Annotated in this window: 14 protein-coding genes; 12 read left to right on the top strand and 2 right to left on the bottom strand. The window is 68.1% G+C overall.

Annotated elements, in window-relative coordinates:
• The first annotated feature begins 12 nt into the window (after window positions 1-12).
• Genes G3T37_RS05220 through G3T37_RS05205 form a run of 4 tightly spaced genes read left to right on the top strand, consistent with a single transcriptional unit; the run spans window position 13 to window position 2,758 of the window.
• Window positions 13-1,242 carry a molybdopterin molybdotransferase MoeA gene (locus tag G3T37_RS05220; RefSeq protein WP_163472365.1) on the top strand — a complete coding sequence of 410 codons (1,230 nt, stop codon included), beginning with the start codon at window positions 13-15 and terminating at the stop codon, window positions 1,240-1,242.
• A gap of 22 nt (window positions 1,243-1,264) precedes the next feature.
• Window positions 1,265-1,741, top strand: a complete 477-nt coding sequence (moaC, locus tag G3T37_RS05215) for a cyclic pyranopterin monophosphate synthase MoaC (protein WP_163472364.1) — start codon at window positions 1,265-1,267, stop codon at window positions 1,739-1,741.
• The gene (locus G3T37_RS05210) at window positions 1,738-2,322 is read left to right on the top strand and encodes a MogA/MoaB family molybdenum cofactor biosynthesis protein (protein ID WP_163472363.1); all 585 of its coding nucleotides are present in this window, start codon (window positions 1,738-1,740) and stop codon (window positions 2,320-2,322) included. The genes moaC and G3T37_RS05210 overlap by 4 nt, the downstream gene beginning before the upstream one ends.
• The gene (locus G3T37_RS05205; protein WP_163472362.1) at window positions 2,315-2,758 is read left to right on the top strand and encodes a molybdenum cofactor biosynthesis protein MoaE; all 444 of its coding nucleotides are present in this window, start codon (window positions 2,315-2,317) and stop codon (window positions 2,756-2,758) included. Before G3T37_RS05210 ends, G3T37_RS05205 begins: the two co-directional genes overlap by 8 nt.
• A gap of 24 nt (window positions 2,759-2,782) precedes the next feature.
• Here G3T37_RS05205 and G3T37_RS05200 read toward each other — a convergent pair whose 3' ends face one another.
• Window positions 2,783-3,334 (bottom strand): molybdenum cofactor biosysynthesis protein, encoded by a 552-nt coding sequence (locus G3T37_RS05200; RefSeq protein ID WP_338401189.1) that lies wholly within the window; start codon window positions 3,332-3,334, stop codon window positions 2,783-2,785.
• 31 nt (window positions 3,335-3,365) lie between these two features.
• Between G3T37_RS05200 and G3T37_RS05195 the strand changes: the two genes are divergently transcribed.
• The 5 genes from G3T37_RS05195 (at window position 3,366) to G3T37_RS05175 (ending at window position 7,062) form a co-directional block, all read left to right on the top strand.
• The gene (locus tag G3T37_RS05195; RefSeq protein WP_163472361.1) at window positions 3,366-5,174 is read left to right on the top strand and encodes an ATP-binding cassette domain-containing protein; all 1,809 of its coding nucleotides are present in this window, start codon (window positions 3,366-3,368) and stop codon (window positions 5,172-5,174) included.
• Between the two features lie 125 nt (window positions 5,175-5,299).
• A complete protein-coding gene (locus G3T37_RS05190) occupies window positions 5,300-5,884 on the top strand; it encodes an RNA polymerase sigma factor (protein ID WP_163472360.1) in 585 nt (194 codons plus the stop codon).
• A gap of 107 nt (window positions 5,885-5,991) precedes the next feature.
• Window positions 5,992-6,480 carry a hypothetical protein gene (locus tag G3T37_RS05185; protein ID WP_163472359.1) on the top strand — a complete coding sequence of 163 codons (489 nt, stop codon included), beginning with the start codon at window positions 5,992-5,994 and terminating at the stop codon, window positions 6,478-6,480.
• Window positions 6,452-6,799 (top strand): type II toxin-antitoxin system Phd/YefM family antitoxin, encoded by a 348-nt coding sequence (locus G3T37_RS05180; protein WP_163472358.1) that lies wholly within the window; start codon window positions 6,452-6,454, stop codon window positions 6,797-6,799. The genes G3T37_RS05185 and G3T37_RS05180 overlap by 29 nt, the downstream gene beginning before the upstream one ends.
• Complete coding sequence (locus G3T37_RS05175; RefSeq protein WP_163472357.1) at window positions 6,796-7,062, top strand: type II toxin-antitoxin system RelE/ParE family toxin; 267 nt, start codon at window positions 6,796-6,798, stop codon at window positions 7,060-7,062. The genes G3T37_RS05180 and G3T37_RS05175 overlap by 4 nt, the downstream gene beginning before the upstream one ends.
• Window positions 7,063-7,093: 31 nt before the next feature.
• Here the strand turns inward: G3T37_RS05175 and G3T37_RS05170 are convergent, their stop codons facing one another.
• Window positions 7,094-8,206 (bottom strand): DeoR/GlpR family DNA-binding transcription regulator, encoded by a 1,113-nt coding sequence (locus G3T37_RS05170; protein WP_163472356.1) that lies wholly within the window; start codon window positions 8,204-8,206, stop codon window positions 7,094-7,096.
• Between G3T37_RS05170 and G3T37_RS05165 the strand changes: the two genes are divergently transcribed.
• Genes G3T37_RS05165 through G3T37_RS05155 form a run of 3 tightly spaced genes read left to right on the top strand, consistent with a single transcriptional unit; the run spans window position 8,172 to window position 11,674 of the window.
• Complete coding sequence (locus G3T37_RS05165; RefSeq protein ID WP_163472355.1) at window positions 8,172-9,065, top strand: substrate-binding domain-containing protein; 894 nt, start codon at window positions 8,172-8,174, stop codon at window positions 9,063-9,065. The two genes, G3T37_RS05170 and G3T37_RS05165, sit on opposite strands and share 35 nt — an antisense overlap.
• 33 nt (window positions 9,066-9,098) lie before the next feature.
• Window positions 9,099-10,619, top strand: a complete 1,521-nt coding sequence (locus G3T37_RS05160; RefSeq protein ID WP_338401188.1) for a sugar ABC transporter ATP-binding protein — start codon at window positions 9,099-9,101, stop codon at window positions 10,617-10,619.
• Window positions 10,616-11,674, top strand: coding sequence for an ABC transporter permease subunit (locus G3T37_RS05155; RefSeq protein WP_163472354.1), 1,059 nt, complete (start codon window positions 10,616-10,618; stop codon window positions 11,672-11,674). Before G3T37_RS05160 ends, G3T37_RS05155 begins: the two co-directional genes overlap by 4 nt.
• Window positions 11,675-11,694: the final 20 nt, after the last annotated feature.

Below are 11,694 nucleotides of genomic sequence, written 5' to 3'. Positions count from 1 at the left end.
GAAGATGGGGGCATGCCGTCGGTCTCCGAATACCAGAGCGCGATTCGGGCCCTCCTCAGCCCGCTCGCGGCCCGCGAGCCCGAGTGGTGGACGGATCCCCGTCCCCCCGCCGCCCCCGCCCCCAGGGTGCTGGCGGCCGACGTCTCGAACCCGCTCGACCTGCCGCCCTTCGACAACTCGCAGATGGACGGCTACGCGGTGCGCGCGGCGGAGGTGCACCCCGGCTCCGCCCTCGCGGTGGCCCCGCACATCGCGGCCGGTGCCGGCCTCGCCCGGCTGAAGCCGGGCACGGCGGCCCCGATCATGACGGGCGCGGCGGTTCCGCTGGGCGCCGACGCGATCATCCCCATCGAGGCGAGCGATCCGAACTCCTTCCTGCCCGATGAGCCCGGTCACTCGGTTCGCTTTGCAGGGCCGGTCGAGCCGGGCGCGTTCGTGCGGAGGCGCAGCAGCGACCTCGCGGCGGGACAGATGCTGCTCATAGCGGGCACTGTGCTCGGGCCGGCGCACTGGGGGGTGCTCGCCTCGGCGGGAGTGACGCGCGTGCCGCTCCTGCGACGTGTACGCGTGCTCCTGATCTCCACTGGCGACGAGCTGCGCGCTCCCGAGGCACCCCTCGACCCCGCGACGATTCACGATGCCAACGGCGCGAGTCTCACCGCCGCCCTGGAGGAGGCGGGCGCCGAGGTCGTGCGGGCCGAGGTGGTGCGCGACGACGCGGTCGCCGCCCGCGCGCTGCTCGCGGAAGTGCTCGCGAGCACGCCCGTCGACCTCATTCTCAGCACCGGCGGCGTGAGTGCCGGAGCCTACGAGGTGGTGCGCGACGTGTTCGAGAGCGCGGGGGTCGCGTTCACGAGTGTCTCGATGCAGCCGGGCGGGCCGCAGGGTCAGGGTGTCGCGCGCCTCGACGGGGCCGATCTGCCCGTCGTCGCGTTCCCCGGCAATCCGGTGAGCGCCCTCGTGTCGTTCGAGATGTTCCTCCGACCCGTGCTGCGCGGGCTGCACGGGTTGCCCGCACAGCGGCCGGTCATCCGCGGCCCGCTCGTCGCGGCCGTCGAGTCGCCCGTCGCGAAGCACCAGGTGCGGCGCGGCCGACTGCGCCCCGACGGCTCGATCGAACTCGTCGGCGGGCCGGGGTCGCACCTCCTGCACAGCTACGCCGCCTCGGATCTGCTCGTGCACCTGCCGGTCGGCGTCCACGAGCTGCCGGCCGGCGCTACCGTTGACGCGTGGGCGATCTGACGCCCGACGCGAGGGAGAGACCATGACCGACCCGCAGCTCACGCACCTGCGCGCCGACGGCTCCGCGCACATGGTCGACGTTTCGGCCAAGCCGGTGACCGCGCGTCGCGCCGTGGCGCAGGCGGTGCTCGTCACGCGCCCCGAGGTCGTCGCTGCCGTGCTCACCGGCGAGCTGCCCAAGGGCGAGGCCGTGGGCACCGCGCGCATCGCCGGCATCATGGCCGCGAAGCAGACCTCCACCCTCATTCCGCTGTGCCACCCGCTGCCGATCACGAAGGTCGCCGTCGACATTACGGGGGCGGATGACCGCCTCACCGTGCTCGCCACGGTCGCCACCAACGGCGTCACCGGCGTCGAGATGGAAGCACTGACCGCCGCCACCGTCGCCGCCCTCACGCTGTACGACATGATCAAGGCGGTGGACAAGCTCGCCGAGATCACCGGGGTGAAGGTGCTCGAGAAGCAGGGCGGCAAGTCGGGCGACTGGGTGCGGTCATGACCGGCACCCACCTGGCGCCCGGCGCGCACGGAGCGCACCTCGCCGCGGCCCCCACGCCGGACGCCGCGGAGCGGCGCGCGGTCGTCATCGTCACCTCGACGCGCGCCGCCGCCGGCGTCTACGCCGACCGCACCGGCCCCGTCATCGCCGAGTGGCTCGACGACCACGGCTTCGCGGGTGCCGCCGTCGCGGTCGGCGGGCGTGACTTCGCGCCGGGCGAGCCCGTGGTGGTCGCCGATGGTCCGGCCGTCGGCGCGGCCCTGCGCGCGGCCCTCGACGCGGGCGTGCAGCTCATCGTGACCACGGGCGGCACGGGGGTCGGCGCGGGCGACGTGACCGCCGACGCGACGGCCGAGCTTCTGACCGCCCCGCTGCCCGGGTTCTCGGAGGAGCTGCGTCGCCGCGGCTCCGTCGTCACCCCCTTCGCCCTCATGAGCCGCGGGGTCGCGGGCGTGGCGGGCCGCACCTTCATCGTGAACCTGCCGGGCTCGACGGGCGGTGTGCGCGACGGCCTGCAGCTGCTCGGCGAGGTCATCGACCACGTGCTCGACCAGCTCGCCGGGGGAGGCCACGATGCCTGAGCACCCGTCCGCCTCCCGGGTCGTCTTCGCGACCGTCGTCGACACCCCGATCGCCGTTCGCGACTGCGCCGACGCCGTCGCGAACGCGGCCGCGGGTGCGGTCGTCACCTTCGAGGGGGTTGTGCGTGACCACGACGGCGGCCGCGGCGTGCTCGCGCTCGACTACGAGGGGCACCCCCAGGCCGGCGAGGTCATCGCGAGCGTCGCCGCCGCTGTCGCCGAGCAGTTCCCCGGGGTGACCATCGCCGTCTCGCACCGCGTGGGAGCGCTCGTGATCGGGGACGTCGCGCTCGCCGCGGCCGTCTCCTCCGCCCATCGCGCCGAGGCCTTCGCCGCGTGCGGTCGCCTCGTCGACGCCGTCAAGGAGTCCGTGCCGATCTGGAAGGAGCAGCGCTTCACCGACGGCACGAGCGAGTGGGTGGGGTCGCTCGGCTGACGGGGCCGGGCGCCGGTCATCCGGTCAGGCGGGGCCGATGGGGGCGGATGACCGCAGCACCGCCGCGCCGAGCCTCAGCCAGCCACTGCCGAGCGGTTCGCAGCGCATGCCCCCGTGGCCGCGCAGCGCCTGGTGCGCGCCGGGCGCGATCATCTCGTTCATCCACGCGCACGGGTTCGCGGGCGTGGTGCCGAGGAGCAGCACCGGGCCGTCGCCGGAGTCCAGGCTGAAGGTGACCCCGCGCAGCGAGTCGACGTCGGCTCCCCGCAGGATGATGTTGCGTCGGGTGGGCGCCGCGTGCGGCACCTCGGGCAGCTGCAGCTGTTCGGCGAGTCTCTCCAGCGACTCGGCGGCCATCACGGTCACCGAGAATCGCTGGTGCGCCGCCTCGGCGAAGTAGCGGTCGCCGACGATTCCGAGCCCGGCCCGCACCTCGATCTCGTGGTGCAGTTCGCGCCCGATGGCCGGATCCGGGCCGTCGCCCGGCCGGCCGTTGTAGCGGTGCGTCTGGCTGGCGAGCAGCATCACGATCTCGACCTCCCGCTGGAAGGGGGTCTGCACGGCCGACGCATCCACGTCGCAACGCTAGCCGGTAGTCTCGAACCCCGTGGCACATCTCCTGGGAGCAGAAGCTCTTCACCTCGAATATCCGACGCGCATCATCTTCGACAGCGTCACCATCGGGGTGGATGAGGGCCAGCGCATCGGCATCGTCGGCCGCAACGGCGACGGCAAATCGACTCTCCTGCGGCTGCTCGCCGGGCGTATGGAACCAGACGCGGGCCGCGTCACGCGGCGCGGCGGAGTGCTCCTGGGCATGCTCGATCAGGCCGACGAACTGCCCGACGACCTCGTGGTCTCGCACGCCATCGTCGGCGACCGGCCCGAGCACGAGTGGGCCGGTGACATGCGAGTGCGCGATGTGATCGAGGGGCTTGTGGCGGGCATCCCGTGGTCGGCCCGGCTCGGCGACCTCAGCGGTGGCCAGCGCCGCCGGGTGGCCCTCGCCGCGCTGCTCGTGGGGGACTGGGACGTCATCTTCCTCGACGAGCCCACCAACCACCTCGACGTGGAGGGCATCGCCTGGCTCGCGCAGCACCTCAAGCGTCGCTGGTCGGCGAACGCGGGCGCGCTCGTGGTCGTCACCCACGACCGGTGGTTCCTCGATGAGATCTGCACCGACACCTGGGAGGTGCACGACCGACTCATCGAGCCGTTCGAGGGCGGCTACGCCGCGTACATCCTGCAGCGGGTGGAGCGCGACCGCATGGCGGCCGCCTCCGAGGCGAAGCGCCAGAACCTCATGCGCAAGGAGCTCGCCTGGCTGCGCCGCGGTGCTCCCGCGCGCACCAGCAAGCCGAAGTTCCGAATGGATGCCGCCTACGAGCTCATCGAGAACGAGCCGCCGCCCCGCGACACCGTCTCCCTCGCCTCCATGGCCATGCAGCGCCTCGGCAAAGACGTCGTCGACCTCGAGGGTGTCACCGTCACCTACCCGGATGCGCAGAACGGCGGCGACAAGACGGTGCTCAAGAACGTGACCTGGCTGGTCGCGCCGGGCGAGCGGACGGGCATCCTCGGGGTGAACGGCGCGGGCAAGAGCACCCTGCTCGGGCTCGTCTCCGGAACCGTGCGCCCCACGACCGGCCGCGTGAAGCGGGGCAAGACGATCAAGGTCGCCACGCTCACCCAGCAGCTCGCCGAGCTGGAGGACATCTGGGAGGAGCGCGTGAGCGACGTGCTCGGTCGGCAGAAGTCGTCCTACGTCGCGGGCGGAAAGGAGATGACCCCCACGCAGCTGTTGGAGCGGGTCGGGTTCCAGAGCGCCCAGCTGTCGACGCGGGTGAAGGAGCTCTCGGGTGGGCAGAAGCGTCGGCTGCAACTGCTGCTGATCATCCTCGACGAGCCGAACGTGCTCATCCTCGACGAGCCGACCAACGACCTCGACACCGACATGCTCGCCGCGATCGAGGACCTGCTCGACTCCTACGCGGGCACCCTGCTCGTGGTGAGCCACGACCGCTACCTGATCGAGCGCGTCACCGACCAGCAGTACGCCGTGATCGGCGGCAACTTCGTGCACCTGCCGCGCGGGGTGGAGCAGTACCTCGAACTGCGCTCGGGTCAACTGGCCGCGGCCGCCAAGGCGCCGAAGTCGGGTTCTTCGGGCCAATCGGCCGCGGGCGCGGGGCTGAAGGGCGCCGAGCTTCGGAACGCGCAGAAGGAGTTCGCGGCCGCCGGCCGGAAGATCGAGAAGCTCCAGGCGCAGGTCGAGGCCGTGCATCTGGAGATGGCCGAGCACGACCAGTCGGACTACTCCGGGCTGGGTGCGCTGAGCGGCCAGTTGCGCGAGCTGGACGAGCAGCTCTCCACCGTGGAGACCCGCTGGCTGGAGCTGAGTGAGCTGCTCGGGTAGGGGCGGCGGATCCGCCGTCGTTCGCGGTGCGCCGGGAACGCCGCCGCCTGCCGAAGAGCGCCCGGCGGCATAGTCGCCATCGCGGGGTGGTGTAACAAATCGGCGGCGGCCGGACAATCCTAGATATGGCGAACACGCGGAGCGAGGAGCAGCAGCTCTGGGCTCGCGCGCTCAACCAGGATGGGCGGGCGTTCGGCGAGTTGTATGACCTCCATGCCCCGCGGGTTTTTCGCCACGCTGCGCGCCTGTGCGGCAACAACGCGGATGCAGACGAGGTGGTCGCGACCGCGTTCTTCGAGTTGTGGCGCCGCCAGTCGAGCGTTCGTCTGGTCGACGGCTCGATCCTCCCCTGGTTGTTGGTCGTCACGACGAACGTCGCGCGCAACCAGAAGCGGGCCGCGCGGCGCTATCGGGCGATGCTCGACGAACTCGCCGCTGGGGGACTCGAACGGGCACAGGGTGAGCCGATTCACGAAACAAATGAACGGGTGTTGGATGCACTGGCGCGCCTCAACCCGGTGGAGGCAGGGCTCATCGTGCTCACCGTCGTGGAGGGGTTCTCGGTGAGGGAAGCCGCGCTCGCCGTCGGGCTGTCCGAAGGCTCGGCACGGGTTCGCCTTCACCGCACCCGCCGCAAACTCCGCGGTGATCTGGCAGCCGTCCGCGCGGATCAGCACAGCGACATCGACGCGATGGAGGTGCCTCGGTGACTGACGACTTTCACGGCCGCCTGCGGCAGAAGCTGGTCGAACTCGGGAATTCGAGGCCCCATCGTCTCGCGAGGAAGCGGGCCGTGGGGGCCGGGATTGGTATAGGAGTGCTCATCGCCGGAGCTGCGTGGGGCACGGCCGCCGTGGCGTCGGGTGCATTCAGCGCCCCCGGTCGCGCAGCCTCCACTCACGCCGCCGAGGCCGAGGTCTCGCAGCCTGTGCTCCCACCGGGAGCAGTCGAGGTACCCGACCTCGCCTCGCCGTACTTCGATCGACCGGCGATCGGCCCCGCGACCTGCAGCGGCGCCGTCGACGTCACACGATACTGGACCGTCGACGGGGGAACAGTGGGCGGGGTCACCGCGTACATCCTCGAGCACCTCGCCACCGGCTACACCGTGTCGAGCGCCGTGACCGAGACTCAAGACGGCTCGGCCGCGCACATCGCCGAGGGGTTCAGCGCGACACCGAAGTCGAACTCCAGAGACCGCCGGGCGCTCGTGTACGGGGTCGCGCGGGAGACACCCACAACGATCGGCATTCGCGTCGACGGGGAAGTCGTCCCCGATGGCTCGCGCTGTGCATCGACCCGGTGAGGCTGCCGGTCGGAGTGCGCTCTCGTGCACGACTGCTCTCCAACGTGGGTGCAGAGCCTACGCGTCCACGAATGACAAGTTATCCGCACTCGTCGACGAAGCCGATCGCGAACATGAAATCATCCGGATCACCCGCCACGGGCATGGGGCGGCGATTCTCATGAGCGAGGACGACCTGGAGTCGCTCCACGAGACACTGTTCTGGCTCTCGCAGCCCGGTATCCGTGAGGAAGTGGCCGAGAGCCGCAGGGCTATCGAAAACGGGCAGACAGTGAGTGCGAAGGATCTCCGCACCGGGTACGGCCTGCCTGAATCGTGAGCTGGGACGTTCAACTCGCGCCCAGCGCCATCCGCGGGCTTGAGAAACTGCCGCCCCGCGTCGCCGTCGCCGTGGTCGAATTTGTCACCGCAACCCTGCCGACCAATCCCGCACCCATGAGCAAGCCCCTGAGGGGTGAGCTAGACGGTCTGTGGACCGCGCGACGCGGTGACTACCGCGTGTTGTTTTCGCTCGACAAAGCGACCAACACGCTCTTTGTCATGAGGATTGCCCACCGAGCAGATGTCTATGGAGCCCAGTGACGCGAAGCCGCTCGCGTGATCGATCAGCGTCTCAGGCGCCCCCTTCTGGCACAAACTCTCGCGTATCAATGGGGGTTCTGACCACGCGCCCCTCATAGGCGGGCAGGCTCCCGTCGTCGAGAAGCTCGTCGGTGATGAGCAGGTCTGCGACGCTGATCTCGGCGACGAAGCCGATGCGACGCCGATCGAAGGCCGAACTCCCGGCGAGAACGCATCGGCGTTCACCCGCGCCCATGACCGCGCGCAGGTTGGCAACACGCCACGGTGAATCGACCGTGAATCCTGCGAACGGGTGGACCCCATCCACCTCGACCATGGCCCAATCCACTTGGGTTTTCTCGAACGCGTGCAGGACGGAGTCACCGGTCATTTCCCCGGTGCCGTGCACCAGATCGCCGCCGGTGAGTCGCACCGCCACCCCGCCCGAGTCCAGGTGCTCCGCGACCCGAGCGTTGGTCGTCACGACGTGCACCCCCTCGAGGTCGAACAGGAGGGGCACGAGGAGCTCAGTGATGGGGCCACTGCCGAGAGCGATCGACTGGCCGTGACCGAGGAGTCGGCGAGCGCCTGAAGCGATCGCGAGATGGGTGGTGCGGGAGGCGTGTCCGGTGGCGTTGGGCTGTCGAATTCTGACCCCACCGTGGAAGCGCTCGATTTCGTGCAGCCGACGGAGCGACTGGAGGTCTCGTCGAATTGTCGATCCGTCGACACCGAAGCGGCGTGCAAGCGCCTTCACCTCGACGTAGTCGCCCCGACGGAGTTCGGCCAGTATTCCCTGCTGTCGCGGGGATAAATCCATGATGCCCAACTCTCTTGCGGTTTTTCCCAACTGTAGCGCGACCCGACCGCAATGGAGGTTTGGCTGGCACTTGCGCTCAGAAGGCAGACCCTGCAATACTCGCGCTGCACGATTTCGTGCAAGCCTCTGCTCGATATCGCGCAGAGTCGAGGACGAACATTCAATGAAGAGTGGGAGCAGCATGCACATGTCCAGAAAAATCGCGGTCGTCGGGGCCCTCATGGCAACCCTCGCGCTCGCCGGGTGCTCTACGGTCAGCGCCGGATCAAGCGGCAAGCCCGCCGCCGGCACCGGAAAGTACATCCAGGTCGTGAAGATCTCGGGAATCGCCTGGTTCGATCGCATGAAGGCCGGAGTTGCCGATTTCGCGAAGAAGACGGGAATCAACGCCAGCCAGATCGGCCCGACCACGGCGAGTCCCGAGTTGGAAGCAAATCTGCTTCGCTCAGCGATAACGCAGAACCCGACAGTGCTCGCCGTCATCCCCATCGACCCCGCATCGGTGGAGACGGCGCTGGCGCAGGCACGGAGCAAGGGAATCACTGTCGTCACGCACGAGGCGCCCACAATCACGAACGCGGATGCCGACATCGAGGCGTTCGACAATGCCAGCTATGGCGAGCAGATCATGAGCTCGCTTGCGAAGTGCATGAACGGCTCCGGCGACTACGCGCAGTTCGTCGGATCGCTCACTTCGGAGACTCACATGGACTGGGCGAATGCCGGCCTCGCGATGCAGGAGAAGAAGTATCCGGGCATGCACCGGATTGCTCAGCCCTTCGAGTCGAACGACAACGCGGCGACGTCGTACACGAAGACCAAGCAGATCCTGCAGTCCAATCCCGGGATCAAGGGCTTCTTCGGCGATTCGTCGCAGGATGTTCCCGGCATCGCCCGCGCGATTCAGGAGGCCGGCCTTCAGGACAAGATCTGCGTTTTCGGCACGGGAGTCCCGTCCGAGACGAAGCAGTACATTGCAGACGGCTCCGCCGACGGAATCTTCCTCTGGGATCCAAAACTCGCGGGCGAGGCGATGCTCCAGGCGGGCAAGATTCTGGCCAGCGGGAAAAAGCTTTCCGCCGGTGTAGATCTGAAGGTTCCGGGATACACATCCATGCATCAGTCGGCCACGAACCCGCTGGAGTTCTACGGCGACGCAATCCTCTCCATCACGAAGGCGAATATCGACAATTACACGTTCTAAGAGCTGCGCCGTCCACGATTCCGCGAGAGAGCCATGAGCACAATGACAAGCGACCCGGAGCACGGATCGGTCCGACCCGTCGTCGAAGCTGAGTCCATCAGCAAAACCTTCGGCGGTGTGAACGCCCTCACCGACGTGACCGTCCGCTTCCTTCCCGGCGAGGTGCACTGCCTCGCCGGGGAGAACGGAAGCGGGAAGTCGACGCTGATCAAGATCATCAGCGGTGCTGAGGTGCCGACCGCGGGGTCCATCCGCATCTCCGGGCATGCGTATCCGTCACTCCGCCCGCAGCAGGCGATTCGGCTCGGCGTGGAAGTCATCTATCAGGACTTTTCGTTGCTTCCGAATCTCGACGCCGCGGAGAACATCGCTCTGCCATTGCTGACACTTGAAGGGAAACGCGTCGCGAGCCGGAAGAGGGCGATGAAGATCGCCGAGGAGGCGATCGGTCGAGCGGGCATCCGCCTCGACCTCTCCACACCGGTGGGAGACCTGACGGTCGCGGATCGGCAGTTGTGTGCGATTGCCCGGGCACTCGCACACAACTCGACCTTTCTGGCGATGGACGAACCCACGACGGCGCTGACGTGGCGTGAGGTGGATTCCCTTTTCGACGCCGTGGGGAGGCTGCGGGAGCAGGGAGTCGCCATCGCCTTCATCAGCCACAAGCTCCAGGAGGTGTTCGATGTAGCGGATCGGGTCACCGTGCTGCGCAACGGACGAATTGTGGAAACCGGGGTGCCCAGTCAGTACACCCACGAATCGCTGAGTCAGGGCATGACGGGCAGGAAGAGTACGTCGTTCCCGCGGTCGAGCGCTGTCTGGGCGGGAAAGCCTGCCGCCCTTCGCGTGACGGGGCTGGGCCGGTCCCAGCTGTTCGAGGGGATCTCCTTCACGGTGGGGCAGGGCGAGGTCGTCGGCCTGTCCGGGCTCCTCGGTTCAGGGCGCACCGAAGTCGCCGAGGCGATCGCCGGCGTTCATCCCGCCGATACCGGGCACATCTCCGTTCTCGGAGAAGAATGCGACATTCGCTCCGTCGAAGGCGCGGTGTCGGCGGGCATCGCCTACGTTCCGGAGGATCGGCTGACGCAGGGATTGTTTCTCGATCAGCCGATCGGCGACAACCTGAGCGTCACCATCCTGTCGAAGTTCTCGAGAGCCGGTCGAATCCGCGCGCGGGCACTTCGCGAGGCGAGCCGCACGATGAGCGCCACACTCCGGATCAAGACGCGATCTCTGGCGGCGCCGGTGCGAAGTCTGTCGGGGGGTAACGCGCAGCGAGTACTCATCGGCAAGTGGCTCCTGCGCGAGCCCGCTGTGCTGGTACTCAACGGTCCAACGGTGGGGGTCGATGTCGGCTCGAAGTTCGACATCCTGAGCATCCTCAACGCCGAAAGCCTCCGCGGCCTGGGGATCCTCATCATCTCGGATGACCTTCCGGAGCTCGTGGCGACCTGTCACCGTGTTCTCGTGATGCGCGGCGGCCGACTGGTCGATGAACTCGACTCCGCCAATCTGAGCGAGGCCACCATTCTGGAGGCGATCTCAGCGTGAAGTCATTGCTGTCCACGCACCCGCGAATCAGGCGGGCGATCGGCAACCAGGAAGTCCTCCTGCTCGTCATCGCGCTCGTGATCGTCGGCGCGGTGTCGGTACGAAATCCGGGCTTCCTCGGGGTCGACACCCTCTTTAATATCCTTACGAGCGCCCTCGTCCCGTTCATTTTTGGAATCGGGGTCACACTCGTGCTGATCGCCGGGGGGATCGACGTCTCGTTTCTGACCGTGGGAATCTTCGCCGCGTACCTGTCCTGCAGGCTCTTCCCGCAGGCCGACGGAGCCCCCGGTGCCCTTCTCTCCATCGCGGTGGCGGTCGGGGTGGGTGTACTCCTGGGATTGGTCAACGCGGTCGTCGTTCTCGGTGCCCGACTCTCGACCTTGATCGCCACGCTGGCTACCTCGGCGATATTCCTCGGAGCGCTGTTCGCGTTCATCGGAGGCACCGTTATTTCGGACATCCCCCATGGACTGGTGGGCATGAACTCGGTCAGCCTGGTGCGGATCCCGCTTGCCAACGGCGGGACCACAAGGCTGTCGGCGCTCGTGATCATCGGAGTGGTCCTCGCCGTCCTCGTGGCGCTCTTCCTCCGGCGCACGATCGCGGGTCGGTGGGTGTTCGCCGTCGGCGGTGACGAGGAGGCCGCGCGACGAGTCGGTATCCCGATCCGAGCAACCCGAGTGCTCGTGTTCGCTATCGCCGGCGGAATCGCCGGCCTGGCCGGGATCGTGCAAGTGGCGCAGTCGGGACGCGCAGACCCCACCACCTTCATCGGCGGAGAGTTGAATGTCATTGCCGCAGTGGTGCTCGGTGGGGCGCTGATCACGGGCGGCCGCGGTCGAGTCCGGGGAACGCTCCTCGGCGTCATCGTGATCCAGATCATCAACTCGGCCCTCATTCCCCTCGGAATTCCTGCGATCTGGCAACAAGCGGTGATCGGGCTCCTCCTCATCCTCGGTGTCAGCCTGCAAACCATCGCCAACCGGGTCAGGCCGATTCGGGCGATCCTCGCCCCGCCGGCGTCGTCCGTACCCATCGGAGAAACAGTATGAACGACCAGAATCAAGGCGCC

Origin of the sequence: Galbitalea soli, assembly GCF_010686725.1 — a bacterium.
GTDB lineage: Bacteria > Actinomycetota > Actinomycetes > Actinomycetales > Microbacteriaceae > Galbitalea > Galbitalea soli.
The sequence above is the reverse complement of the archived record's forward strand: the minus strand, read 5'-3'. Positions and strand labels throughout refer to the sequence as shown.